Raw genomic sequence first — 24,043 nt, 5'->3', positions numbered from 1 at the left:
TCAAGTCTCATTTAAAATCAAAATCACAAAAAAGAACCCAATTCGTAAATGAATTGGATTCTCAAATTAGTCCTCATCAACACCGGTTGACAAAGAGCCACAATTTCATTCGTTATTTAGCAGAAACGGTTGAACGACCGTCCTTTTTAGGCTGCTCTTTAACACTAATCTTGATGTTACCCTTGGTAGCGCCAATCGTGACGGTGTCATTCGCCTTAATCTCACCCGACAACAACGCTTCGCTCAAGCGGTCTTCAATTTCGGTCTGCAACGCCCGCCGAATTGGCCGCGCGCCGTATTCCGGATCAAAACCGGCCTTAGCAACCACGTCAATGGCCGCCGGCGTAATCTTCAAATTGATCGATTGTTGACCAACCCGCGTAATGATTTCCTTAGCCATCAACTTCACGATTTCGTGGAGTTGTTCCTTATTCAGTGAATGGAAGACGATGGTTTCGTCAATTCGGTTGAGGAATTCCGGCCGGAACGTCTGCTTCAAGGTGGCCCGAATCGTCGCGGCCACCGCGTTGTAGTCGTTCGCACGGTCGGTGGCACCGAAACCAACCGACTTCTCGTCCCGTAAGGTGGTTGCCCCCAGGTTGGAAGTCATGATCAGAATCGTGTTGCGGAAGTCCACTTTGCGTCCCTTCGAATCGGTCAGGTAACCGTCATCCAAGACTTGCAACAAGATGTTGAAGACGTCGGGATGGGCCTTTTCAACTTCATCAAAGAGCACGACTGAGTACGGCTTCTGGCGAACCTTTTCGGTTAATTGGCCCCCTTCGTCGTAACCCACGTAGCCCGGTGCCGAACCGATTAACCGGCTGGTCGAGTAACGTTCCATGTATTCGGACATATCAATCCGAATCATGTTGTCTTCGGAACCAAACATTGCCGCAGCTAACGCCTTAGCTAACTCGGTCTTCCCGACCCCGGTCGGTCCGAGGAACATGAAGGAACCAATTGGCCGACTCGGATCTTTCAGACCACTGCGAGCCCGTCGAATCGCACGGGCCACCGCTGATACGGCCTCCGGCTGACCAACGACCCGTTCGTGCAAAATCTTTTCCAAGTTCACTAAGCGTTCACTTTCAGATTTTTGCAACTGGGTCAGCGGTACCCCGGTCCATTCTGCAACGACCTGCGCAATGTCTTCACCATTAACGCTGAGTGCGTAACGCGGACTATCACCGGTCTCGGCCTTTTCAGCCGCGGTTGCTTCGATCTTTTCGACCCGCTGTTTCAACTGCATTTCCTGCTTACGAATATCGGCGGCCTTTTCAAAGTCTTGTGCTTCAATCGCCGTTTCCTTATCCGCGCGCAGCTTGGTCAGTTTATCCTGATTTTTCGTCAGCTTAGTTGGCCGGTCCATTTGATCGATCCGCACCTTGGCAGCCGCTTCGTCCATCAAATCAATCGCCTTATCTGGCAAGAAACGGTCGCTGATGTAACGACTCGATAACTTGACCGCCTGGTTGACCGCGTCATCGGTAATGTTAACGTGGTGGTGGTCTTCATAGCGTGGCCGTAAGCCTTTCAAAATCTCAACGGCTTCGTCTTCGGTCGGTTCGTTGACCATGACGGTCGCAAACCGCCGTTCTAAGGCCGCGTCCGATTCAATGTACTTCTGGTATTCGTTTAAGGTCGTCGCCCCGATAGTTTGTAATTCACCACGGGCGAGTGCCGGCTTCAAAATGTTGGAGGCGTCGATTGCGCCTTCCGCACCACCGGCACCGATCAAGGTATGCAATTCATCGATAAATAGAATGACGTGACCGTCGTTATAAATTTCATCGATAACCTTCTTCAACCGGTCTTCAAATTCACCACGGTACTTGGTGCCGGCAACCAGTGAGCCCATATCGAGCATCATTAACCGCTTATCGGCCATGTCGCTCGGAACGTCACCGGCAACGATCTTTTGTGCTAAACCTTCAGCAATCGCCGTTTTGCCGACCCCCGGTTCCCCAATGAGAACCGGGTTGTTCTTAGTCCGTCGTGATAAGATCTGGATGACCCGCTTAACTTCCTTCGAACGGCCAACCACCGGATCCATCGCCTTTTCACTGGCTAACTGGGTCAAATCGCGGGCGAGTGAATCCAAGGTTGGGGTCCCCTCAGCCTTTTTGCCGCCCCGGTTTTGGTCGTTCCCCTTACGCTTAGTCATGGCATCACTAACGCCTAACTTACGTAAAACAACCTTGCGGGTCTGTCCCAAGTCTAAGTTTAAGTTCATTAAAATTCTTGACGAGAGAATGGTATCGTCGGATAACATCGCCAACAGCAAGTGTTCGGTCCCAATCTTGTTGGCACCCAAACGCTTGGCCTCATCACCGGCAACCGATAAAATTTCCTTGGCCTTCGGTGAATACGGCAGGTAGGTGTCCTTACCCACGTTGCTTAACGTCCCGTAGCCCGTAAAACGTTCAATTTCTTCACGAATATCGTCCTCGCTAACCGCATACTGTTGCAGCACCTTGTTAGCAATTCCGTTCTTTTCAATGGCTAATGCTAATAATAAATGTTCCGTACCAACGGCCTGGTGCTTAAAATATTTGGCCTGCTCCTGGGCTAAAACTAAAACACTTTTGGCACTCGGGGTAAATAAGTTATCCATTGCGATTCCTCGCTTTCTCTAGCTTTCGTAACGCAGATGATTCAAAATCCCAATAATGATGCGGGCTCGCAAACTGTTCTCCAAATCACGGTCGTTAACGGCTAACGTGTTGCGATCAGTGGCCACTAAAATTAATTGGGCCTCCCGGCGGTTCAAAACACCGTCCTCGTATAAGCTCTGGACGACCGCGTACGCATCGCGCTGCGTGATCGAATCCCCAATCACTTGAATCAGGGTATCCAACACGTCGGCGTCGTCCAACAGGTTGACCTTTTCAATGCGAATATAACCACCGCCACCACGCTTACTCTCAACAAGGTACCCATTTTGAATCGTAAAGCGGGTCTTAATGACGTAGTTGATTTGGGAAGGTACCACGTTGAATAGATCGGCTATTTCAGAACGCCGAATTTCAACGTGTTCTGCGTCCGCCAAAATACTTTTTAAATACTTTTCAATAATATCTGAGATATTTTGACTTTGCATGTGTTTCACCCTTTTCGATATCTTTGACTAATATTGACTATTATTATACGAGGATAATCGAAAAAAGCAAAGAATTTCACCTAACGCCTTGGTGTCCGCACCATCTGCAGTTGTTTCAGCATAGCACGCCCACCACCGGCTTTCAATCGATTCGAACACGGTTTCGCGAATCACCCTAATATTATGGTAGAAACAGCTAACGCTCCGATTACCCTAATACTACACCCCCAACCGGCATTTTGGCGACAAAAAAAGCCGGTCAACAAGTTGACCGACCCAATGGTTTAGCCGAAATCGGGAAAACAGGATTTGAACCTGCGACCCCTACGTCCCGAACGTAGTGCTCTACCAAGCTGAGCTACTTCCCGTTAAAGATTAAACAAAAAGCCCTAGTGCCGAAGACTAAGACTGTTAAAATCGATCGGGAAAACAGGATTCGAACCTGCGACCCCCTGGTCCCAAACCAGGTGCTCTACCAAGCTGAGCTATTTCCCGATACAATGCACCCAGTAGGAGTCGAACCTACAACCTTCTGATTCGTAGTCAGACACTCTATCCAATTGCGCTATGGGTGCTTATTAAAATGCCGAGGACCGGGATCGAACCGGTACGGTTATCACTAACCGCAGGATTTTAAGTCCTGTGCGTCTGCCAATTCCGCCACCCCGGCAAATTAAAAGCGGAAGACGGGATTCGAACCCGCGACCCCCACCATGGCAAGGTGATGTTCTACCACTGAACTACTTCCGCATAATAAAGCTATTAAGTTGTAAATGCCGACTAGAGGATTCGAACCTCCGACCTCCTCATTACTAGTGAGATGCTCTGCCAACTGAGCTAAGTCGGCATGTGCGGGTGAAGGGACTCGAACCCCCACGTCGTAAGACACTAGAACCTAAATCTAGCGCGTCTGCCAGTTCCGCCACACCCGCATGATGTTAATCACCATGCCCGTTGCCGTTCTAACAGGTCTTACTCGTATGCCTTTTGACAACTATTTAACTTTATCATTTCGTTAAGACGTTGTCAACATATTTTTAAATTTCTTTTGGATAAATATGCTTGCTAATGAATAAAACAAACACATTTTTCCGACAAGAAACATTATAGCACGCAGTAACCAAATAGCAAACCCTATTTTCAAAAAAAATGACGTTTTTTTGCAACATTTTTCAAAAGTACCGCCACGGCGCGGTTACTCACGCCTTAAAACCCACGTATTTTTTACGTGCTAATCGATAAAAAGCGTAAAATCATCAGTTTCCATCGAAACCACTCCCGGTTGATTCCCCCGCTTGAGCGCTTCAAGTTGCAAAATCTCGTCATTAATTATTCATGATGCGGATTAAGCAAAAAAATCGCCACCGCAAGCGGTGACGATTTTAATGAACCCATTACTTTTGTTTTTCAATCTTGGTCTTGCCATGCATGTAAGGAACCAAGACGTCCGGAATCGTGATGCTCCCGTCTTCGTTTTGGTAGTTTTCCATAATTGCGGCAACCGTCCGACCAACGGCTAAGCCACTCCCGTTCAAGGTATGCACGTATTGCAGCTTACCGTCATCGTCACGGTACTGAATGTGTGCCCGCCGTGCTTGGAAATCGGTACAGTTCGAGCAACTCGAAATTTCACGGTACTTGTTTTGCTCTGGGAACCAAACTTCCAAGTCGTGCGTCATTGCGGCCGTAAAGCTCATGTCACTAGTCGTCAACGTAATAACGTGGTATGGCAAGCCCAGCTTTTTCAATAACGATTCGGCGTTATTAGTCAGCTTTTCCAATTCATCCCACGACTCTTCAGGCTTAGTAAACTTGACCATTTCAACCTTATTGAACTGGTGTAAACGAATTAAGCCCTTAGTATCACGACCGGCACTCCCCGCTTCTTCACGGAAGGCTGGTGACAAGGCGGTGAAGTATACCGGTAGCTTTTCAGCCGGGATGACTTCATCACGGTAATAGTTGACCAACGGCACTTCGGCGGTTGGGATCAAGCTCAGATCCTGCGTGGTGATTCGGAAAGCGTCGTCCTTAAACTTAGGAAATTGGCCGGTACCGTACATTGATTCGTCCGTGACCATGTATGGCGGTAAGACTTCGGTGTAACCTTCCGCTTCATGTTGGTCCAGGAAGAAGTTGTAAACGGCCCGTTCCAACTTAGCGCCGTCGCCGACGTAGTACAAGAAGCGACTCCCCGAAACCTTGGCCCCCCGTTCGAAGTCTAAAATGCCGAGGTCTTCACCCAGCGTCCAGTGGGCTTTCGGTTCAAAATCAAATTCACGCGGCGTGCCGATCCGGCGAAGTTCAACCGAACCGTCTTCCGTCGCGCTGATCGGCACGTCCGGGTGCGGAATGTTTGGCAAGTGCGCGGCCATGTCGTGCACCTGCGCTTCGGAATTACGGCGTTGTTCATCCAACGCCTTGATTTCAGCACTGACCTTTTGCATTTCAGCAATTTCGCCACTGGCGTCTTCTTTATTACGCTTTTTAGTTGAAATTTCGCTCGAAACCTGGTTCCGGGTCGCCTTCAACTGTTCGCTCTTGGCAATTAAATCACGCCGGTTTTCATCTTCAGCGAGTAAGTCGTCGATTTGGCTAGCCGGTACGTTCCGGTGGCCTAACTGTTCCTTTACAAAATCCGGTTTCTGCCGAATCATTTTAACGTCTAACATCTTCACACGTCCTCTTAGTTATTTTTTAGCTAATAAAAAACAGTCTCCCGCCCAAAATTGGGACGAAGAGACTGCGATTCGCGGTACCACCCAAGTTCAGAGTCAAACTGACTCCACCCTTAACTGGATAACGGCCATTACCGTGCAGAATTACCTGCCCACATTGTCGCGTCGGAGTTTCGACGACCGGTTCACACCACCCACCGGTTCTCTGAGCATCTACTTAAAACGCGCCGTGTTTTATATTCACCATCTACTATAAGGCAGGTTCCCTTAAAAGGCAACTAGCCTAAGCTGGCAACTTTTTCATCAATTAACTTAATAACTTCTTGGCGAGCGGCCGGATCAGCGACGAAATCAAGCTGGTCACCGTCAATTTGCATCTTCGGGCTCTGGTCATAATTTTTGTACCAGTCGTCGTAACGCGCATTGAGCGTCTTGTAGTAGTTATACAAGTCCGGATCCTGGTCGATCTGTTCGTACGAGCGACCCCGCTTTTTGATCCGTTCCAACATCGTATCAAACGAAATGTTGATGTGGATCAGTAAGCCGGGATTCTTCTGGTGAGCGGCTTCCGGCAATTCCTGCATCATGTTATTCAATAAGGAATCGTAAATATCGACTTCGGTACTGGTAGCCCGTCCAAGGTCACTGTTCAAATGGAATAACAGTGAATCTTCAAAAATCGAACGGTCCAGTACGTCCAAATCATTGGCGAACGCGGACTTAATACTGTCCAAGCGCTTGTTCAAAAAATAAATTTGGAGTAAAAAGGCGTACTTTTTAGGATCCTTATAAAATAAAGGCAAAATGGGGTTGTCGTCAACGGATTCGTAAAACGCTCGGGAGCCAAAGTGCTGCGCAACCAACTGCGTTAAACTCGTCTTGCCGGCACCGATCGTTCCTGACATTACAAGCATGGGGCGTCTCTCCTTTAGTGTGTCTACAATTTCAATCATTCTTCAAAGCAACACTACATATTGTACGCACCTCACGCCTAAAATGCAATATCTGGGGCAAGTAATGTTGACGGAATTTATGCCGCCCTCAATACGCCCCCGTGACTTTTATCTGAGTTTCATTTAAATTTCTGTACGATAATAGTTGAAACGTGCGCTAACAGTCGGCTAGCATTGGACCCACGCTCCCCGACCTTATTTAGCCGCTTGTTCACGCGCCTTAAGCAGACTGACGTACTGTTCCAACGTTAAGTTGTGCTTAGTCATAAAGGCGGCGTTCTTCTTACCAACGTAACGGAAGTGCCAGGATTCATACTCGATCCCGGTCGAGTCGGCCCCGCTCTTCGGAAAGCGCAGGACAAAACCGTAATCGGCCGCGTGGTTGATCAACCACCGCTGGCCCTTACTCTTGTCCGATGAAGACAAAAGTTGGTTGCCGTGGGCGTTATACCACTTGGTGTACATCACGTCGGCCGCTAACCCGGTTTGGTGCTCGCTTCCCCGCGGGACCGCAACAAATTCCTTGGTTAACTTCAACGCCTGCTTAGCCGACTTTCCCTGGTTCTCATAGGATTGGATCGACTGGTCCCAAACCTGTTGTTGGTAAGCAACCGACCGGTAGCCGGAAACCACCGTGGCTGGGTACCCGGCTTTTTTGGCGGCGTCGACAAAGGTCGTTAACGGCTGTTGGATTGATTTACGAACCGCAATGCCGTTAACACTACCCTTTTCAAAGGTCATTTCACCACGCTTATGCCACTTATTAACAACTAATAGGTTAGTATCCGTTGATTTCACGCCCTTGGGTAGCGCCGCAATCAAGCGTTGGCGCTTGGTTTTGGTCTGGGTCGTCTTCTGAGTGGACGCCGTTTGCTTCGACGACCCCGCCTGGGACTGACACCCACTCAAACCCGCGGCCAAACTGACTAATAATAAACTCTTTAAAACAATGTGCTTTCGCATTCTCTCGCTGCCTTTCAGCTTTTTGGTAATTTCACTTTAGCATTCTTTTTAATTATTAAGGCACTTCTTCAATTAATTTTAACGAATTTGTTAGATAACACCACCAAAACCACGAGAATTCAAAAAGGAATGACCGCCAAACAGCGGTCATCCCTTGAATTTAATTAACTAATCATCGTGGTGTGATTGGCTCAAATCCACCTTATCTAGCGGAATCATCTTCGTCTTATACCGAATCTTGTAATAAACGTACAGCACGATGAACAACGGAATGCTCATGTAGGTCACACCAATGGCTTGCCAATCCAAGGTCGCAAACGAATGAATATCCTGGCCAATAATGACGATCATGCAGAGCAGGAACGCAAACCAGGGACCAAACGGGAACCACTTAGCATGGTAACGTAACTCGCTGAGGCTGTGGCCCTGCTTAATGAAGGCCCGCCGGAACCGTAAGTGTGAAATAGCGATTCCTAACCAGGCAATGAAGCCGGTCAACCCGCTGGCAGAAACCAGGAAGATGTAGATCCGTTCACCAAACATGCTGGACAAGAAGGTCAATAACCCGATCACGGTCGTCCCCAGCAGGGCCATGATTGGAATTCCGCGGCGGTTAACACGGCCAAAGGTCTTAGGTGCGTAACCTTGTAAGGACAGCGAGTAAAGCATCCGCGTCGACGCGTACATCCCCGAGTTGGCCGCTGATAAAACGGACGTCAGGATGACCGCGTTCATCACGCTGGCCGCGGCGGCCAAGCCGGCGCGTTTGAAGACCAACGTAAACGGACTGATGGCAATGTCGGTTGCGGACGAACCCAACAGGTCCTTGGACGTGTACGGAATGATCGCCGCGATAACGAAAATCGCTAAAATGTAAAACAGGATGATTCGCCAGAAAACCTGCTTAATGGCCGCCGGGATACTCTTTTCCGGCGTTGCCGATTCACCAGCCGTAATCCCGATCAATTCAGTTCCCTGAAACGAAAAGCCGGCGACAACGAAGACGCTTAGAATCGTTGGAATCCCACCGACAAACGGCGCCTTCTTATACGCGAAGTTCTCTAGTCCGGTCGCGTGACCGCCCATAATTCCAAAAATCGTCAGCACACCGACAACTAGGAAAATCAACACGGTCACGACCTTGATCAGTGATAACCAGTACTCGGTTTCCCCGAAGGACCGAACCGACAATGCGTTGATCATAAAAATCAGAACTAGCGCAATCAAACTAAAGACCCAGCCCGGAACTTCCGGCAGCCAGAACTGCATAACGATCGCCGCGGTACTAATGTCGACCGCCAGGGTAATCGCCCAGTTGAACCAGTAATTCCAGCCCATCGCAAACCCGAGCGCCGGGTCGACAAACTTGGTGGCGTAGGTGGAAAACGATCCCGATACCGGCAAGTAAGTCGCCATTTCACCCAAACTAGTCATTAAAAAATAAACCATAATCCCGATACCAGCGTACGCGAGAAGCGCGCCGCCCGGTCCGGCCGTTGAAATTGCGGAACCCGAAGCCACGAACAGCCCGGTCCCGATACTACCACCTAATGCAATCATGGATAAGTGCCGCGTCTTTAACGATCGGTGCACTTCCTGATGTTGTTCTTCTGCCATTGCAGAACCCTCCAAAAAATCGATTTATATCTAAAAGTGTTCACACCGATTCAGGTAAGCCCGACCAAAATAAAAAGTCCCTTTGCAAACTGCGCAAAAAGACTTTAATCAGAATGGTCTACAAATGCTGATTTCATCGTCGATAGCGCCCCGCAACTATTCTAGTTGCGACAGTTCTTGGCCTCTTAAACCAAGTCCCAACCATTGGCGTGGTCACACCCCGTTGATTTCGGCGGTTGCCCCTTTCACTTGCGTTCACTGACGATGACCCGTCTCGCGCAAGTTACTCTTGTTAACCGCATCCTCTTCTTTCGATATACTCAATCATTATACAAAACCGCGGTTGCTTTGACAACCGCGGTTCAACATTCTTTTAATAAAATTGGTCAGGCAACATGGTCTTACCCAGTGCCTTGTTATCCGAATAGTCGATTGGCACGTCGATAACGACCGGACCATCCGCCTTAAGCGCTTGGTCCAAGACGTCACCCAACTCGGCCGGACTGTTTGCCCGCAAGCCGGTTGCGCCAAAACTTTCTGCGTACTTCACGAAGTCGACCGGGCCGAACTTGACCGCGGCGTCTTCGCCGTACTTCATTTCTTCTTGGAACTTGACCATGTCGTAAGTCCCATCGTTCCAAATAATATGGACGATGTTCAGGTTCAACCGCACTGCCGTTTCCAATTCCTGCGCGGAGAAGAGGAACCCACCGTCACCGGAAATTGAAATAATCTGGGTGTTTGGCCGCACTAACGCCGCCGCAATCGCCCATGGTAAGGCAACGCCCAACGTCTGCATCCCGTTACTGAATAACAGGTGCCGGGGTTCGTAGCTACGGAAGTGCCGGGCCATCCAGATATAATGGCTACCAACGTCGACCGTGACCGTCATGTCATCAGTGACCCGCTTTTGCAGGGCGGCGATAAATGACAACGGGTGGATCAGGTTCGACTTTTCGTCGATGTTCGGCACGAAGTCGCGTGTTTGGAGACGTTCTTGTAATTCAGCCAGGTACTGCTTAGCGTCGGCACTAATATCGTAGCCCTTCATGTAAGGCAACAAGAAGTCCAACGTTTGGGCAATGTCCCCGACCAATTCGGTTTCCGGTTGGAAGTTATGGTCGATTTCAGCCCGCATGTCGTCGATAACAACGATGCGCGCCTTACCTTCGGCGTTCCAGTTTCGCGGTTCGTATTCGATTGGATCGTACCCTACGGCAATCACCAAGTCGGATTTCTTCAATAACATGTCACCCGGTTGGTTACGGAATAACCCGACCCGGCCGAAGAAGTGGTTAGCTTCCAATTCCCGGGAAATCACCCCGGCAGCTTGGAACGTTTCCACAACTGGCAAGTTGGCGGCGGTCACTAGGTTACGGATGGCTTCGGTCACTTCTGGTGAGGAAGCCCGCATCCCAACTAATAGTACTGGTAACTTCGCCGCTTTGATTTTTTGTGCCAACAACGTGGTTTCAACCGGACTGGCTGGTCCCAATTTAGGCGCTTGCAACGGTGGGATTACCGGCGTCGACACGACCGAATCGGTCACGTCTTGCGGCACGCTGACAAAGCTGGCCCCCTGCTTAGCAGCGGTCGCTTCCTGGTAGGCGTTGGCAAGCACTTCAGAAATATTTTCCGGTTCCTGCACTTCGGCGGTGTACTTCGTAATCGGCTTAAACAGCGCCGCGTTATTCATGCTTTGGTGGGTCAAACGAAGTAAGTCCGCCCGTTGTACCTGTCCGGAAATGGCCAGGACCGGATCGCCTTCAGCGGTCGCAGTCACTAAGCCGGTGGCTAAATTACTGGCGCCGGGACCCGACGTCGTTAAAACGACCCCCGGTTTACCGGTGATCCGTCCGATTCCCGCGGCAATGAAGGCCGCGTTGGCTTCGTGCCGGGTCACGATCATTTTCGGCGTCTTCGGGTTGACCGGATGATCTAGTCGTTCAAAAACACGGTCGATCTTGGCACCTGGAATCCCAAAAACGTACTTCACGTCATGGTTAATCAAGCTGTCAACAATCGCATCCGCGCCATAATATTTTTTATCTGCCATGTTCGTCTCCTCTATCTTTGTGAAAAGTAATGTTAGAATAACACAATTAACGCCGGAATCATAGGATTTTCAGCCTTGTGAAAAAGGTCCGCTAATTCTCGTTGCTCACTTTTAAAGCTAAACCAGCGATTTACCGCTATTTGTTGGCGAAACCGCATACAAAAATCGACGTGCTTGTAATCCAAATCACTTATTGGCCCGTAAACGGACTAAGATGGCGTTGAGTTGCGCCATTTTATCTTCAGATTGGTTGGTCCAGTCCAGGACCGGAATCTGCTTGACGGCAAGTAACTGCTTAATTAACGCCGCAATCTTCTTTTCAGCCAAAAAGTCCAGCCATAACTGGTCGGCTTGTGAAAAAATCGCGTTAACGATTTTAGTCCCCTCATCGGCCACCGGCTCAACGTCCTTAAAGACGCGGTCAAAGTAGCCGCGGTTCGGGAACGTGTGGAGCGTGCCCTCGATGGCGCTGACCACGTCCTTGATTGAAATATCATCGGGCGACTTAGCTAAGTAGACGCCCCCGTTATTACCACTACTAGACGTGACCAGACCGGCAACAACCAACTTTCGAATGATTTTTCGAATATAGCTGGCCGAGCCCCCGATCCGTTCGTGTAACACGTCGGCCGTTAACGGCACTTCCGGCTGCTGGGTTGCCAGTAGCACGAGGACGCAGGCCGCCTGTTCAAAAGATTTAGCGAGTTGCATTCTGATCATCTCCCGGCGTGGTCGCTAACGCCACGCATTCATAAAACAATTCGGTTTCCCCCGCCCCAAACGGCGCGTAGTCCGGGTGCTTGACGGCGTCGTACTGCCGAAAACCGGCGTGCTCCAAAATTAGCTTGGAGGCCGCGTTATCCGCCAAGCAGCTGGCCGTCACCCGGGTGAGCCGAAGATCGGTAAAGGCGTACCGTAAAATCAACCCAACCGCCGCCGACATCACCCCCTTGTGCCAATAATCCGCGTTCAACATGTACCCCAGATCCATTTGACGGGGCGCTGGTTCGCCGTAGCGGTTCATCCGTTCGTACAGACCAACACTACCAATCACCTTCATCGTGGCACCGTCGACCAACGCAAAAACTTGGGGCAGCTTTAACTGTTGGGCCAGTAAGTACTGGGCCTCAACCACGCTGTGCGCGGGCGTAAAACCGGCTGGCCGGGCAATGGCTCGGTTAGCGACCAGTTCGTAATAATCCGTCACGTCGGTTGTCGTAAACGGCCGGAGCAACACCCGTTCTCCCCGTTCTGTAACCGTGACCATTCCCATTGTCTACCACCTGACTTGCGTTATAATAGTTATGTTAACCATATCAAGAGAGGTGTCTGCATGCAAGTTATTCAACAAAAATTATCGGGTGGTCACGCCCAACTCACCGGTTTCTTACACCAGCCGGACCAAAACGCGCATCAAACGGCGTTGCCGGCCATTATCATCGTCCCCGGCGGATCGTACACCTCGATTCCGGTCGGCCAGGCCGAAAGTCTCGCGATGGCGTTTGCCGGTCACGGTTACCAGGCCTTTTTCTTGGAATACACCTTATTAAGTAACCAAGCACCCCTGGAACTCGCGCCGGTCCTCGACCTAGCGTGGGCCATCCAACTGATTCGCCAACGGGCCGCGGACTGGCACGTTGACGCTGATCAGTTGACGCCAGTCGGTTTCAGCGTCGGCGGCCACATCGTCGCTTTGTATAACGACTACTGGGCCAGCGCGTTACCGCAAACGTTGCACGTCGACGCCGCGGTACTTAAGCCACAACAAGTCATCTTAAGCTACCCGGTAATCAGCCCGCTACTCGGCTTTCCAAAGGACGCCGCGACGCTCGCAAAGTGGTCCGCGACGCCGACCAAGCTGGCGGCTGACCAGCACGTCAGCGCAACCAACCGGCCGACCTTTATTTGGGTGACCGCCGACGATCCAATCGTCCCGGCCACGAACAGCTTGGCCTACGCGACCGCCCTAGCCCAAGCCAACGTACCGTACGAGCTGCACGTATTTAAACACGGCCCCCACGGTTTGGCACTCGCCAACCACCAGACGGCTTGGAAAACCGATGCGGTTCAACCGCACGCGGCCCACTGGTTAGAATTAGCCTTGGAATGGCTCGCCGATAATCAAAAATAATCGCTAATAATAAGGGCGTCACCACAATTGTGATGACGCCCTTTAACTTGCTATAAATAGGAACGATAAAACAATTTGTACTTGAGCCAGCTACGGGCCCAACGGACGTAAACCCAGGCCATCACCTGCGTCCAACACCATCCTAGCAGGACGGCCCCGAGCGTGTCGGTCGGATAGTGGGCGTTCAGGTAGATGCGCGCAAAGATTACGAGCAGCAACCAAATCACGCTGACCCATTCAACAATTTGGCCCATCCGGTAAGTTGGTAATTCCGGAACGACGAATATCAAAATGGCACTGACTAGAATAAAGGTCCCGAGGACGTGACCACTCGGATAACTGTAGCCGGTATCCTGCGCTAAGTGTCCGATTGGCCGCATCCGACCAACCAAGTGTTTCACCAGTAACCCGAGGCTCATCGCCCCGGCCATGTAGCCTAACGACCAGATGGCTTGGATTTTATACTTGAAGCCGTAGCCGAAAAACGCCGCGATCAAGACCCAATACACGTCACGGCTGGGTGACGCCACCCAACTGATTATTTTATAAAAAACAACCCAGAAATGGCTATGGCTGACCTGAACTAAGGTGATCACCGCGGCGTCCGCTAAATCAATCCCAACCGCCCCGGAACTCACAAAGTACGTCAAGTATGCAAATAAAACCAAACTGATAACAAATTTGATCGACCGACTACGCGACTTATCGATCATCAAGACAAGAACCCCCATCAATATTTATTACTAAAATTATACCATAATCAATTGACGGCCTGAACCGTTGTAAGCCGCATTGGAACCTTAAAAAAGCTCAAAGAAAATTGAATCCACCACATTTTCTTATTAAAACCGTTATGATTAGGTGCAAGTGTGAAGATTCGGGGAAGAAACTTCACTTAGATTTTGTTTCCGTAATGAACAAAAAATGCTAAACTGAAGTATAGTTTTTCTACATTACCATTGGAGGAAGAATTCATGGAAGAAATGCCAAGTCGTTCAGAATTACATCGCGACAAGAAGCCACGTGGAAAAGGACCGAAAAAGCGCCATCCCGTACGAAACGTCATCTTAATTATCATTGCCGTCTTACTCGTTGGGACCGGTGCTTTCGCTTGGCGGACTTACCACAATGCCCGCACGGCTGCTAATACCGTCTATAAGAGTAGTGGTATTAAAAAGTCCCGGAACACCAACGCCGTGTTAAATTCAAAAAAGCCAATTTCGATTCTCTTACTCGGAACCGATACCGGGGCACTGGGCCGCGACTATAAGGGGCGGACCGACACGCTGATCATTGCGACGGTTAACCCTAAGACCAAGACAACGACCCTGATGAGTCTACCACGGGATTCGGAAGTAGCCGTCTCGGGCTTCGAACAGGACTTCCCAACTAAGCTGAACGCCGCTTACGCCTATGGTAGTGCTGGGACCACGATCAAAACGGTCCAAAACTGGTTGAACGTTCCAATTGACTACTACGCATTGATCAACATGGGTGGTATGAAAAAGGTCGTTAACGAAATCGGCGGGGTCGACATTACCCCGATTCGGACCTTTACTTACGAAGGCTACCATTACACTAAGGGCGTTAAGACCCACATGGATGGCGATAAGGCCTTGCAATATTCACGGATGCGGTACCAAGATCCGCTTGGGGACTATGGTCGCCAGCAACGGCAACGCCAGCTGATCACCGCTATTCTGAGCGAAAGTACCAGCGCCTCGAACCTGCTTAAGCAAGACTTCTTACAATCAATTGCCAAGCAAACCCGGACGGACTTAACGTTCGGTAACCTAACCACGTTATTTAGCAACTACCGTTCGGCAACTAAGAACATCGTTTCCGACCACGCTCAGGGGACCGGCCAGTCAATCAATGGTCAAGCCTTCGAAGTGGTTTCCCAAAGCGAAAAGCAACGGGTCACCAACGTATTGCGGAAATCCTTGAATTTAAAGGCCGCAACTACTGGTGAAAAATACGCAAATCGTAATTAAATTAAAATTTAAAACCGGTCGTCGAATTCTACTTTCGACGACCGGTTTTCTTTAGGATTGTTTAATTTGGTGCCGGCGCCACTGTAAACGCCCGAACGCGATTAAGCGGTTCAATAGTTCCGCCAACAGGAAACCCAGCGCAATCGCGCCGGTGATCATGATCACTTGCAACATGAAGCTGACCGCTTGGCGATACTGTCCCAACGCAAAGTTGCGGACCATTTGGTAGGCCTGACTTCCTGGCACAAAGGAAACCAGACTCGGAATGTTAAAAATGATTGCCGGCATTTTTTTATCACGGGCGGCAATACTACTTAACACGCCGATGCCAATTGAACCAATCAGGCTGCCCAGCACCACCCCACCGTCGAAGGCCTGCACGATCAAGTAAGCTCCCCAGGTAATCGTTCCAATCCAGCCGGCGACGTTCAACGCCTGGTGCGGGATGTTGATAATTAAGCCGAACCCAAGCACGGCCAGGTACGCTAAAATCAATTGTCCAATAATTGCCATAACTGCCCCCTACGCTAACGTGATCACAACGGCAATCCCGAAACCAAGCGCCGCCGCACTGAGTAACGCTTCGACGCCGCGGGCCGGGCCACTAATGAAGTTGCCGGCCAAGGTATCGCGGACGGCGTTCGTCAGTGGGACGCCCGGAACTAACGGCATCAGGCTACCGATAATAATATCATTAACGTTGGTTCCCCAACCGATTTGCAACGCCCACTCCGCGCCGAAACCGATAAATAGGGCTGCGGCTAGTTCACTCAAAAATTTAATTTTCAGGTACCGGTTCAATAGGTAATAAACTAGGAAGCCGAGGGTCCCAATCACCACCGTTGGCCAGGTATTAATGGTTTCCTGGCGAAACATAATCATTAACGGGCCGCTAACCAGCGCCGCCCCGACTAACTGCAACCAAAGCGGAAACGAGCGCGAGGCTTGGTCTAACGAGTTTAAGCGCCGCTGCAACGTCGGTAAATCGATTTTTTGGGCCGCAAATTCGCGCGACAGCTGGTTGACCTGCGCCACCTTTTCCAAATCGATCGTCCGCTGGGTGATTGCCGCAATTTGCGTCGCGTTGCGCCCCTGAATCGACATCATTACCCCGGTGATTGTCACGTAAGTGTTCGCCGAAATCACGCCGGCGTTTTGCGCAATCCGCATCATTGTGTCGTCCACCCGTGAAATTTCCGAACCGTTTTCTACCATTATCTTGCCCGCTTTTAAACAGGTCGCAATGATGAGCTCATCCGTGGTCATGCGGTCACCCCCTACCTTCTGATAAGTCCTACTTTAAGCCATGGAAGGGCCTTCGTAAAGGAAAACTTTCCAACAAAAAACCGGTGTCGGGATTCCCCAACACCGGTTATTTAGCCATTTAAGCCGTTAATTAGTCTTTAGTAACGTTAACTGCTTGCGGGCCACGATCGCTTTCTTCAACGTCGAAAGTTACAGCTTGGCCTTCTTCAAGAGTCTTGAAGCCGTCTTCTTGGATAGCTGAGAAATGTACGAATACATCGCTACCGTTTTCGCGAGTGATAAAACCGAAGCCTTTGTCGGCGTTGAACCATTTAACTGTTCCGTGTTCCATAATAAAAAATCCTCCTAGTGCGTACTGCACAATTAAAATAATGTACATGATTCGGTGCAAATTGGGGATAGTTTATTGAAACGATCTGACCAAAATTACCTAACCAAGCTACATGAGTCATTGTAGCATACTGATTTTAAAAAGGGTAGCCAATCCCGAGCTTTTCGCAAAATTCTTTATACCGTGATAATTAAAACAGAATAACTAACCCGCGACTGGCAAATTCGTTCGGGACGTCCTGAAAATTATTGTTTACTTAACAAAAACATTATGAGCGGCCTTATAACTGACCGGAATCTTTTGTCCGGTCGCTTTAACCTCAATGGTGACCGGTCCTTCGAACGGATCGTGCTTCATCACGGTTACGTCCTGGCCGATTTGTAAATCAATGTCGTGGAGGTACATCAATAGATCGTGGTTATCGATAAAGCGCTCGATTGCCACCTCATCACCATCCTGGCTATCCGCCAAGCTGGTATGACTATCTTCCTGGTAGTGCCCTTCCTTGTCGGGAATCGCCCCACCGTGGGGACAATGGGTCGGATTACCTAAGAACGCTTCTAGTGAGTCCACCAAGCGTTCACTCGTGACGTGCTCCAAAACTTCGGCTTCCGAATGAACATCCGGTAAACCGTAATGGAGCTTGTCCACTAAGAAATCTTCCCAAATACGGTGCTTACGAACCAGGGTCTCCGCGTAGCGAATACCCTTTTTAGTCAGCGAGATCCCGGCATACGGGGTGTGCTTAGCCAAGCCTTCCTGCACTAATTTACCGACCATTTCCGTCACGGAACCGGCCGCGATGTCTAAGCTCAATGCAATCTGCTTGTTTGACACCTTTTTCTTCGTACCACCAAGTTCGAAAATAATTTTTAAGTAATCTTCCTTCATGGGGGTCATGAATATCCTTCACCTCAACATAAAATTTGACATTTTGAGTTGCCTAAACGTTAATTCCACTATCTTACTACAATTAAGTCATTGTCGCCACTAACGAACTGCTAGGACACGACAACTTTGAAAAACGGTTCCAATCGTGCCATAATTAAATTGTAGCGCAAACCAATAATTTTGGTTACACTTACCACAATTATTTTGGGGCCGTGCTTAATACTAAGGAGGAACCGCATCGTGACTAATGATGCTCAATTATCAATTACCGAACTCGACGACAACTTACAACGGAAAGCCGTTGAAGAATTTGCCGCTTTTTACCTACCGTTATTTGACGCCAATAACTTGGAACTGATGTCTAACTACGACGTTGCCAATTACATGACGGACATTAACGAACACCTGACCTATGGCCGTTACATGACGACCCAGCAGCGGTTGGATGACAGCGTTCAATTCTCGTATGGCGACTACGTCAACCTGATCGACCACCTCGACCAAAAATACTTTGAAAGCGGTCGACCGGCGCTTGCGTGGAACGAATGGTACGCCACCAACTTCATGCAAATTTCGAATTCGTAATCGCATCGTATTCTATTGATTAATTGAGCCTCGGCAAGTGCCGAAGCTTTTTTTAGTTGCGACACAAATTGGGCGAAACGTGTGAACCAGGACTGTTTCTTGCGCCTGCTACGCTATGGCCCCCATTAGCACAGCCCGCTTTTGGCAATATAGCCGAAACGTGTGGTTATGAGCAGCTTTCTGCGCCTGCTACGCTATGGCCCCGTTGGAAAACCACCCGCTCTTGGCGACATAGCCGAAACGTGTGAACCGGAGCAGCTTCCTGCGCTTAGCTACGCTACTGCCCCCATTAGCACAGCCCGCTAATAAGGTCAGTAGCTAGGCTATGCTCGGAACCTACCCGCTCCGGCCCACACTCTACACAAAAGCCCCAAGCTTTCCCGCATCACTTGGGGCCCATGGTAGGCATCATCACCGGGCGATTGAAAGATTCGTTTCAATTACACGTTGTTTTATGCACGATTTCTACCCGGTTAAACCGGGCTTCTTTCAGCGCTCCTTCGCGCTCCGTTGTATATCCTTTTACAAAGCTAGACTTCAAAACACGACCAACATGACAACAGTCAATCCAGCCATAAGATCGATTGACGAGCGGGAAACTTGAATGCCCAAATGACTGACCGACACCTACCGCCTTAAATTTACCATTGTTTAACCGTTTTCACAAGCTAAAAGCTAGGCGAGCCCAACTTATTTCACGGGATAGACCCGGTAGTGGACCTGTTCGTCCTGAATGAAGCAGTAAAGCTTCTGTTCGTGCGCCTCGTCGAAGTAACCCAAGTCAATCATGTGATGACCGTCGCGCTCCTCAACCCCCTGAAACGCCGTCATCATGAAAATCCGCATCATTTCGATTTGGTTACTGTGCGCATCGGCACGCGCGGCGGCCGCCGCCAACGTAAAACCTTCATCCAACAACGTTTTAATGAAATGAACCCGCATCAACGTCCCGTATGAATACCGGTGCGCCACGTTCTTTTCCCCCGCCTTGGAACGGTGAATATAATCTTTTTGTTCCCAATAACGCAATTGCGTCTGTGAGACCCCCGTCATCTTCGCTAGGTCACTAATTCCAATTGTGAACTGGTGCTTATCAATCTGGCGCTTCAACTTTTCAATCAGCGCCTTGTCCTGATTATTCAAAATCCGACCCCTTTTCTTACAATTTCAATATTTAGTATATATTTTTCAACATCAATGTCAAGTTTGTTGACAAAGAAATTAAATCCGCTTATATTAGTAAGCGTACTTTTTTAGAGAGAAGGAATTTGATTGTCAGCAACCTTAGATACGAACGGCAAGCCGTATAAGCGCGGTTTACTGATTGCCATTTTATTAATCGGGACGTTTTGTACCGTCCTTAACCAAACCATTCTAACGACGGCTTTTCCAACCTTAATGAAGGAATTCGACATTACGACGTCGACCGTCCAATGGTTAACGACCGGTTTCATGCTGGTCAACGGGATCATGATTCCAGTCAGTGCCTGGCTCAGCTCGCGGTTCTCAACGAAGTGGTTGTACTTATCCGCAATGACTATTTTTGAAGTTGGGACCGTGATTGCCTGGACCGCACCAAGTTTCGCCGCGTTATTAGCTGGCCGCCTGATTCAAGCGGTCGGTGTCGGCGTCACGATGCCGCTACTGCAAACCATCATGTTGACCATCTTCCCCGCTGACAAACGGGGCGCCGCCATGGGGATGGCCGGTATCGTGGTCGGCCTCGCCCCAGCGATTGGGCCAACCTTATCCGGGTGGGTCATCGATAACTTATCATGGCGGGACTTGTTCGGCCTGATCGTGCCAATAGTCGCGTTGGTCTTAATCTTAGGATTCTTCTTCATGGCCGACGTTTTGGAGACGTCCAAGCCCAAGTTGGACTTCTGGTCACTAGTGTTATCCACAATCGGGTTCGGTAGCCTCCTCTACGGGTTCTCTTCCGTGGGTGACAACGGCTGGACTTCCACCGTCGTGCTGACCACCCTGATCCTCGGTGTGATTTTTATCGCCCTGTTCATCTGGCGCCAATTAACCATGGAAAAGCCGTTCTTACAATTACGGGTCTTCACCCACACTGAATTTACGGTCGCCGCCGTTTTAAGTTCAGTAGCCAACATGGCAATGGTCGGGGCCGAAATGGTCATTCCATTGTACTTGCAAATCATTCACGGCTTTTCGGCGTTCGAATCCGGCCTATCCTTATTGGCCGGGGCATTAATGATGGGGATCATGAGTCCAATTACCGGGCGGGCCTTTGACCGCTTCGGTGCTCGGCGCTTATCAATCCTCGGGATGTTCCTACTAACGGTTGGGACGTTACCGTTCGCCTTCATCACGCGGACGACCGCCACGATCTACATCGTCTTCCTGTACGCCTTACGGATGTTCGGGATTGCGATGGTGATGATGCCGGCCACGACCGCCGGGATGAACGCCCTGCCCGTTCACTTGATGGGGCACGGAACCGCCGTCAACAATACGACCCGGCAAATTGCCAGCTCGATTGGGACCGCCATCCTAACCTCGGTACTTTCCAACGTGACGAGCGCCGCCCAACCGGCCCACAGTCTGTTGAAGCGTAACCCGCTCGGTTATCAGGATAGTTACTATAACGCCACTTTGAACGGCTACCACGCAGCGTTTTGGGTTGCAGTTGGCTTTAGCGTTGTCGGCCTGTTCGTTGCCTTCTTTATGAAGGACAAGCAGCACTCGGTCAAGCCAGATAACCAGGAGGTGCGTGACTAATGATTCTTATTATTTTAGTAATTAGTGCGATTGCCCTGTTAATATCGTTTGTTTACACCAGTCGCAACAGCGTCCGGCTGCCACTAACCATCGTGTTTGGCCTGTTGCTCGTTGGATCAGTCGTCTTCATTTCTAAAAATGATAATCAACATTACGGGATGGTCAAGACCACCACGGCAAAAACGAGCAAGCTCGCCTCGGTGAGTGCAAATAAGCAGCTGAACCTGTTGCTTTACCAAAGTGTCGGTTCGGCGGACAAACACCGGGTTTACGTTTACAAACAGACGGCGAGTCAAAAAAAGACGCAACACACTAAGGCTAGCGTCAAAGTCACTAATCACGTCAAAACTAGCCAGAATACACCGAAATTAGTCACAAAGACGACCCGCTGGACTTACAAGAGTAACGCGATGAAGTTCTGGTTCGGAATTGCCGGTAACGATCACGAACTGATCAGTACCAACAACACCTTCTACGTGAACGCGGACTGGGCGGTACTTAGCAGTAGTCAGGCAAAAGCTTTCAGTAAACTCATGAAGCAGCAACAACCGACTTTAAAAGCACGGGCGAAGGTTTACGTGCAAAATCAGGTCAAGACTGCCATGACCAAGGACCCGACCATGAGTCAGGCGGAAATTACGAAAGTCAGCAAGGCCGCTGCGGCTCAGTACCAGCAAAACGCAGTCAAAAGTTTATTACAACAAGTTAAAGCTAACGATTGATCGGCTTGGCTAATTAAAGGCGCACCTATCCGCATGGAATTACGGGTAGGTGTGCCTTTTAATTACCAAATAAAAAACGGGCTCCCAGCTTAAGCTAGAAATCCCGCATTCAGGTTCACATTAATAAGTCGTTGCGCACTGTTCGCACAGTGGCATTAAATCCTTCAAGTCCTCAACGGAGGAGCCATTTTCTAAGAAGCAATTGACCATATCCAGCCAATATTGATCGTCCGCACTAAAAGTTGCGTGCGCGTCCTTACAAGGGAGCAACCCGGCCTCGGTGTAAGTGATGATTTTATCAGCAGCGACCCCACTACGGGCTGCTAATTGTTCCAGAGTCATTTCGCTCACCATTTGTCCTTTCAAAAAATCAATGAGACTATCGTACGCCCGCCACTAATCAAATGCAAGCAACAATTACCTAATTTTTACATTAAAATCGAATGATAAAAATCTTCATTATTTTCACTAAAAAGTGTACACTAATCTTTATCATTAACGCGTTGTTAGGAGGCAGCCAAATGGATTCAAGTTTAAGCTTTAAAAGCGGGCTCCGCGACGTCCTACCAACCGTCTTCGGTTACGTTGGCGTCGGGCTCGCAATGGGCATTGTGGCCAATACCAGTCACCTTTCCGTGCTGGCGGTGTTATTGATGTCGCTCATCGTCTACGCCGGTTCGGCCCAGTTCATCATAATTAGTATGTTACTTGCCGGGAGCCCGGTGTCGGCAATCGTGTTATCCACTTTTCTAATTAACTCCCGGATGATTCTCATGAGTATGACGGTCGCCCGCTATTTCAAGCGGGATTCCCTCTTACAAAATATCGGTCTGGGGACCCTGTTGACCGACGAGACCTTCGCCCTAAGCATGAATAAGCTAAACGTGACTGATCAAAAACTACGACCGACCTGGTTACACGCCGCTAACGTGGTCGCTTACTTAGTCTGGGCAGCCGCCACGGTCGTTGGTTGCTTGCTAGGGAACCTAATTGCCGACCCTGACCAGTTCGGCCTCGACTTTGCGGTCGTCGGTATGTTTATTGGGTTACTATACTTACAAATAATCACCGATCGCAGTAAACCGTTAGCCACCCAGGCCGAAGTTGTCCTGTTTGTAGCCGTGTGCATGTTCTTTCTGATGCGCTTTTTCCCAGGCAACATCGCCCTATTAATCGCAACGTTACTCGGTTGCGGTTTTGGAATGGTGGTGAGTCCTAAATGAACGCCTACATATTGATAACCATTCTGCTTTGCGGCCTGGTCACCTGGCTATCGCGGGTCATCCCGTTTGCCGTGATTAAAAACATGACGGTGCCCGGCTGGCTGATCAACTTCTTATCGTTCGTGCCGGTCGCCATCATGACCGCCATTTTCGTGGAAAACTTACTGGTTTACCACGCCGGACACTGGCCGACGTTCAATTTACCAAACATTTACGCATCACTGCCAGCAATTTTAGCCGGCGTCTTAACTAAAAGTCTGCTTGCCGTGGTTATAACCGGCGTGGCAGCCATGGCCCTCCTACGTTTCGTTGGGCTTGGCTAGTCAGGTATTTACTGACTGGTTTACAATCCCGTAACGCATTCTTTGCTTAAAATTGATGTTACCAGCCATTCGCCGTGCTAAGCTTAACCCACATTCAACTTACAACGGAGGGGGGAATCCGGTTGACACGCCGTTTGAAAGCCCGCTTAACCGCCGGGATTATTGGCGGGATGCTTGGCTACACTGGAACCGTACTTGGCGAAACCGCCCAGCTGCCCTCGCGGCTAACTGGTATTATCAGTACCGGCTTGGCAATTGGCGGAATATTGATTGTTTTTTCACTGGCTAAAAAGTGGGACTAACTATCACATTGAACAGGACAAAACACCCAGAAAGTTGCAATTAACTGCTATGATTGCCCCTAACTATTAAAAAACTGACCCGCAAAAATCACAAGATTTCCGCGGGTCAGCTTTTATTTCGTGACTAACCTAAATTAGTCCGTTAATTATCATTTAATTA

The 24,043-nt window shown here is 49.5% G+C and carries 24 protein-coding genes, 7 tRNA genes and 1 riboswitch; of the genes, 8 read left to right on the top strand and 23 right to left on the bottom strand.

The window, feature by feature from the left end:
• Window positions 1-112: 112 nt before the first annotated feature.
• The 16 genes from FFM82_RS08945 to FFM82_RS08870 all read right to left on the bottom strand — a co-directional run bounded on the left by FFM82_RS08945 (window position 113) and on the right by FFM82_RS08870 (window position 12,637).
• On the bottom strand, window positions 113-2,617 hold the full coding sequence (locus FFM82_RS08945) for an ATP-dependent Clp protease ATP-binding subunit (RefSeq protein WP_137645491.1): 2,505 nt from the start codon (window positions 2,615-2,617) through the stop codon (window positions 113-115).
• Between the two features lie 18 nt (window positions 2,618-2,635).
• Window positions 2,636-3,103: a CtsR family transcriptional regulator gene (locus FFM82_RS08940; protein ID WP_137645490.1), complete on the bottom strand. Its 468-nt coding sequence runs from the start codon at window positions 3,101-3,103 to the stop codon at window positions 2,636-2,638.
• 294 nt (window positions 3,104-3,397) lie between these two features.
• Window positions 3,398-3,471: transfer RNA gene (locus FFM82_RS08935), tRNA-Pro, on the bottom strand.
• Window positions 3,472-3,524: 53 nt separating this feature from the next.
• Window positions 3,525-3,598 (bottom strand) — tRNA-Pro (locus FFM82_RS08930).
• A gap of 6 nt (window positions 3,599-3,604) precedes the next feature.
• Window positions 3,605-3,678 (bottom strand) — tRNA-Arg (locus tag FFM82_RS08925).
• Window positions 3,679-3,687: 9 nt separating this feature from the next.
• Window positions 3,688-3,773: transfer RNA gene (locus FFM82_RS08920), tRNA-Leu, on the bottom strand.
• Between the two features lie 8 nt (window positions 3,774-3,781).
• Window positions 3,782-3,853: transfer RNA gene (locus FFM82_RS08915), tRNA-Gly, on the bottom strand.
• A 24-nt stretch (window positions 3,854-3,877) separates the two neighbouring features.
• Window positions 3,878-3,950, bottom strand: a tRNA-Thr gene (locus FFM82_RS08910).
• A gap of 3 nt (window positions 3,951-3,953) precedes the next feature.
• A tRNA-Leu gene (locus FFM82_RS08905) sits at window positions 3,954-4,035 on the bottom strand.
• A gap of 462 nt (window positions 4,036-4,497) precedes the next feature.
• Window positions 4,498-5,775 (bottom strand): serine--tRNA ligase, encoded by a 1,278-nt coding sequence (gene serS, locus FFM82_RS08900; protein ID WP_137645489.1) that lies wholly within the window; start codon window positions 5,773-5,775, stop codon window positions 4,498-4,500.
• 284 nt (window positions 5,776-6,059) lie between these two features.
• Window positions 6,060-6,695: a deoxynucleoside kinase gene (locus FFM82_RS08895; protein ID WP_137645488.1), complete on the bottom strand. Its 636-nt coding sequence runs from the start codon at window positions 6,693-6,695 to the stop codon at window positions 6,060-6,062.
• A 234-nt stretch (window positions 6,696-6,929) separates the two neighbouring features.
• Window positions 6,930-7,697 carry a M15 family metallopeptidase gene (locus FFM82_RS08890; protein WP_137645487.1) on the bottom strand — a complete coding sequence of 256 codons (768 nt, stop codon included), beginning with the start codon at window positions 7,695-7,697 and terminating at the stop codon, window positions 6,930-6,932.
• Window positions 7,698-7,865: 168 nt separating this feature from the next.
• On the bottom strand, window positions 7,866-9,314 hold the full coding sequence (locus tag FFM82_RS08885; protein WP_137645486.1) for an amino acid permease: 1,449 nt from the start codon (window positions 9,312-9,314) through the stop codon (window positions 7,866-7,868).
• Window positions 9,315-9,449: 135 nt separating this feature from the next.
• A riboswitch (Lysine riboswitch) is annotated at window positions 9,450-9,630 on the bottom strand.
• 57 nt (window positions 9,631-9,687) lie between these two features.
• On the bottom strand, window positions 9,688-11,370 hold the full coding sequence (alsS, locus tag FFM82_RS08880) for an acetolactate synthase AlsS (RefSeq protein WP_137645485.1): 1,683 nt from the start codon (window positions 11,368-11,370) through the stop codon (window positions 9,688-9,690).
• 186 nt (window positions 11,371-11,556) lie between these two features.
• The gene (locus FFM82_RS08875; protein ID WP_137645484.1) at window positions 11,557-12,081 is read right to left on the bottom strand and encodes an RrF2 family transcriptional regulator; all 525 of its coding nucleotides are present in this window, start codon (window positions 12,079-12,081) and stop codon (window positions 11,557-11,559) included.
• A complete protein-coding gene (locus tag FFM82_RS08870; RefSeq protein ID WP_225425666.1) occupies window positions 12,068-12,637 on the bottom strand; it encodes a GNAT family N-acetyltransferase in 570 nt (189 codons plus the stop codon). The genes FFM82_RS08875 and FFM82_RS08870 overlap by 14 nt, the downstream gene beginning before the upstream one ends.
• 66 nt (window positions 12,638-12,703) lie before the next feature.
• On the opposite strand from FFM82_RS08870, the gene FFM82_RS08865 reads away from it, so the two are divergent.
• Window positions 12,704-13,501: a lp_1002 family arylesterase gene (locus tag FFM82_RS08865; RefSeq protein WP_137645482.1), complete on the top strand. Its 798-nt coding sequence runs from the start codon at window positions 12,704-12,706 to the stop codon at window positions 13,499-13,501.
• 50 nt (window positions 13,502-13,551) lie between these two features.
• Here FFM82_RS08865 and FFM82_RS08860 read toward each other — a convergent pair whose 3' ends face one another.
• Window positions 13,552-14,214, bottom strand: a complete 663-nt coding sequence (locus FFM82_RS08860; RefSeq protein ID WP_137645494.1) for a phosphatase PAP2 family protein — start codon at window positions 14,212-14,214, stop codon at window positions 13,552-13,554.
• A gap of 261 nt (window positions 14,215-14,475) precedes the next feature.
• Between FFM82_RS08860 and FFM82_RS08855 the strand changes: the two genes are divergently transcribed.
• On the top strand, window positions 14,476-15,495 hold the full coding sequence (locus tag FFM82_RS08855) for an LCP family glycopolymer transferase (protein WP_137645481.1): 1,020 nt from the start codon (window positions 14,476-14,478) through the stop codon (window positions 15,493-15,495).
• Between the two features lie 51 nt (window positions 15,496-15,546).
• Here the strand turns inward: FFM82_RS08855 and FFM82_RS08850 are convergent, their stop codons facing one another.
• The 4 genes from FFM82_RS08850 to FFM82_RS08835 form a co-directional block, all read right to left on the bottom strand.
• The gene (locus FFM82_RS08850; RefSeq protein WP_137645480.1) at window positions 15,547-16,008 is read right to left on the bottom strand and encodes a threonine/serine exporter family protein; all 462 of its coding nucleotides are present in this window, start codon (window positions 16,006-16,008) and stop codon (window positions 15,547-15,549) included.
• A gap of 9 nt (window positions 16,009-16,017) precedes the next feature.
• The gene (locus tag FFM82_RS08845) at window positions 16,018-16,761 is read right to left on the bottom strand and encodes a threonine/serine exporter family protein (RefSeq protein WP_137645479.1); all 744 of its coding nucleotides are present in this window, start codon (window positions 16,759-16,761) and stop codon (window positions 16,018-16,020) included.
• Window positions 16,762-16,891: 130 nt separating this feature from the next.
• Window positions 16,892-17,092, bottom strand: coding sequence for a cold-shock protein (locus FFM82_RS08840; protein ID WP_137645478.1), 201 nt, complete (start codon window positions 17,090-17,092; stop codon window positions 16,892-16,894).
• Between the two features lie 252 nt (window positions 17,093-17,344).
• The gene (locus FFM82_RS08835) at window positions 17,345-17,992 is read right to left on the bottom strand and encodes a metal-dependent transcriptional regulator (RefSeq protein ID WP_137645477.1); all 648 of its coding nucleotides are present in this window, start codon (window positions 17,990-17,992) and stop codon (window positions 17,345-17,347) included.
• Between the two features lie 231 nt (window positions 17,993-18,223).
• On the opposite strand from FFM82_RS08835, the gene FFM82_RS08830 reads away from it, so the two are divergent.
• Window positions 18,224-18,568 carry a hypothetical protein gene (locus tag FFM82_RS08830; RefSeq protein WP_137645476.1) on the top strand — a complete coding sequence of 115 codons (345 nt, stop codon included), beginning with the start codon at window positions 18,224-18,226 and terminating at the stop codon, window positions 18,566-18,568.
• A gap of 690 nt (window positions 18,569-19,258) precedes the next feature.
• Here the strand turns inward: FFM82_RS08830 and FFM82_RS08825 are convergent.
• Window positions 19,259-19,711 carry a MerR family transcriptional regulator gene (locus tag FFM82_RS08825; RefSeq protein ID WP_225425664.1) on the bottom strand — a complete coding sequence of 151 codons (453 nt, stop codon included), beginning with the start codon at window positions 19,709-19,711 and terminating at the stop codon, window positions 19,259-19,261.
• A 129-nt stretch (window positions 19,712-19,840) separates the two neighbouring features.
• On the opposite strand from FFM82_RS08825, the gene FFM82_RS08820 reads away from it, so the two are divergent.
• Window positions 19,841-21,313: an MDR family MFS transporter gene (locus FFM82_RS08820; protein WP_137645475.1), complete on the top strand. Its 1,473-nt coding sequence runs from the start codon at window positions 19,841-19,843 to the stop codon at window positions 21,311-21,313.
• Window positions 21,313-22,035: a DUF4811 domain-containing protein gene (locus tag FFM82_RS08815; protein WP_137645474.1), complete on the top strand. Its 723-nt coding sequence runs from the start codon at window positions 21,313-21,315 to the stop codon at window positions 22,033-22,035. The genes FFM82_RS08820 and FFM82_RS08815 overlap by 1 nt, the downstream gene beginning before the upstream one ends.
• A 120-nt stretch (window positions 22,036-22,155) precedes the next feature.
• On the opposite strand, the gene FFM82_RS08810 is transcribed toward FFM82_RS08815, so the two are convergent.
• A complete protein-coding gene (locus tag FFM82_RS08810; protein WP_137645492.1) occupies window positions 22,156-22,377 on the bottom strand; it encodes a MerR family transcriptional regulator in 222 nt (73 codons plus the stop codon).
• Window positions 22,378-22,556: 179 nt separating this feature from the next.
• Here FFM82_RS08810 and FFM82_RS08805 point away from each other — a divergent pair, with 179 nt between their 5' ends.
• The 3 genes from FFM82_RS08805 to FFM82_RS08795 all read left to right on the top strand — a co-directional run bounded on the left by FFM82_RS08805 (window position 22,557) and on the right by FFM82_RS08795 (window position 23,883).
• The gene (locus FFM82_RS08805; RefSeq protein ID WP_137645473.1) at window positions 22,557-23,258 is read left to right on the top strand and encodes an AzlC family ABC transporter permease; all 702 of its coding nucleotides are present in this window, start codon (window positions 22,557-22,559) and stop codon (window positions 23,256-23,258) included.
• A complete protein-coding gene (locus FFM82_RS08800) occupies window positions 23,255-23,581 on the top strand; it encodes an AzlD domain-containing protein (protein WP_137645472.1) in 327 nt (108 codons plus the stop codon). Before FFM82_RS08805 ends, FFM82_RS08800 begins: the two co-directional genes overlap by 4 nt.
• 122 nt (window positions 23,582-23,703) lie before the next feature.
• Entirely contained in the window at window positions 23,704-23,883 is a 180-nt protein-coding gene (locus FFM82_RS08795; protein ID WP_137645471.1) for a hypothetical protein, read from the top strand.
• The last annotated feature ends 160 nt before the right edge of the window (window positions 23,884-24,043 follow it).

The organism is Lactiplantibacillus plajomi (genome assembly GCF_005405405.1).
In the GTDB taxonomy this organism is placed as follows: Bacteria; Bacillota; Bacilli; order Lactobacillales; family Lactobacillaceae; genus Lactiplantibacillus; species Lactiplantibacillus plajomi.
The sequence above is the reverse complement of the archived record's forward strand: the minus strand, read 5'-3'. Positions and strand labels throughout refer to the sequence as shown.

What these genes read in the sequence shown, in the direction of transcription:
- FFM82_RS08840 (WP_137645478.1), bottom strand. Translation starts at nt 17,092, where the DNA reads ATGGAACACGGAACAGTTAAATGGTTCAACGCCGACAAAGGCTTCGGT.
- FFM82_RS08870 (WP_225425666.1), bottom strand. Translation starts at nt 12,637, where the DNA reads ATGGTCACGGTTACAGAACGGGGAGAACGGGTGTTGCTCCGGCCGTTT.
- FFM82_RS08890 (WP_137645487.1), bottom strand. Translation starts at nt 7,697, where the DNA reads ATGCGAAAGCACATTGTTTTAAAGAGTTTATTATTAGTCAGTTTGGCC.
- FFM82_RS08810 (WP_137645492.1), bottom strand. Translation starts at nt 22,377, where the DNA reads ATGACTCTGGAACAATTAGCAGCCCGTAGTGGGGTCGCTGCTGATAAA.
- FFM82_RS08855 (WP_137645481.1), top strand. Translation starts at nt 14,476, where the DNA reads ATGGAAGAAATGCCAAGTCGTTCAGAATTACATCGCGACAAGAAGCCA.
- FFM82_RS08860 (WP_137645494.1), bottom strand. Translation starts at nt 14,214, where the DNA reads ATGATCGATAAGTCGCGTAGTCGGTCGATCAAATTTGTTATCAGTTTG.
- FFM82_RS08940 (WP_137645490.1), bottom strand. Translation starts at nt 3,103, where the DNA reads ATGCAAAGTCAAAATATCTCAGATATTATTGAAAAGTATTTAAAAAGT.
- FFM82_RS08845 (WP_137645479.1), bottom strand. Translation starts at nt 16,761, where the DNA reads ATGACCACGGATGAGCTCATCATTGCGACCTGTTTAAAAGCGGGCAAG.
- FFM82_RS08885 (WP_137645486.1), bottom strand. Translation starts at nt 9,314, where the DNA reads ATGGCAGAAGAACAACATCAGGAAGTGCACCGATCGTTAAAGACGCGG.
- FFM82_RS08815 (WP_137645474.1), top strand. Translation starts at nt 21,313, where the DNA reads ATGATTCTTATTATTTTAGTAATTAGTGCGATTGCCCTGTTAATATCG.
- FFM82_RS08835 (WP_137645477.1), bottom strand. Translation starts at nt 17,992, where the DNA reads ATGACCCCCATGAAGGAAGATTACTTAAAAATTATTTTCGAACTTGGT.
- FFM82_RS08875 (WP_137645484.1), bottom strand. Translation starts at nt 12,081, where the DNA reads ATGCAACTCGCTAAATCTTTTGAACAGGCGGCCTGCGTCCTCGTGCTA.
- FFM82_RS08865 (WP_137645482.1), top strand. Translation starts at nt 12,704, where the DNA reads ATGCAAGTTATTCAACAAAAATTATCGGGTGGTCACGCCCAACTCACC.
- FFM82_RS08945 (WP_137645491.1), bottom strand. Translation starts at nt 2,617, where the DNA reads ATGGATAACTTATTTACCCCGAGTGCCAAAAGTGTTTTAGTTTTAGCC.
- serS (WP_137645489.1), bottom strand. Translation starts at nt 5,775, where the DNA reads ATGTTAGACGTTAAAATGATTCGGCAGAAACCGGATTTTGTAAAGGAA.
- alsS (WP_137645485.1), bottom strand. Translation starts at nt 11,370, where the DNA reads ATGGCAGATAAAAAATATTATGGCGCGGATGCGATTGTTGACAGCTTG.
- FFM82_RS08850 (WP_137645480.1), bottom strand. Translation starts at nt 16,008, where the DNA reads ATGGCAATTATTGGACAATTGATTTTAGCGTACCTGGCCGTGCTTGGG.
- FFM82_RS08805 (WP_137645473.1), top strand. Translation starts at nt 22,557, where the DNA reads ATGGATTCAAGTTTAAGCTTTAAAAGCGGGCTCCGCGACGTCCTACCA.
- FFM82_RS08895 (WP_137645488.1), bottom strand. Translation starts at nt 6,695, where the DNA reads ATGCTTGTAATGTCAGGAACGATCGGTGCCGGCAAGACGAGTTTAACG.
- FFM82_RS08800 (WP_137645472.1), top strand. Translation starts at nt 23,255, where the DNA reads ATGAACGCCTACATATTGATAACCATTCTGCTTTGCGGCCTGGTCACC.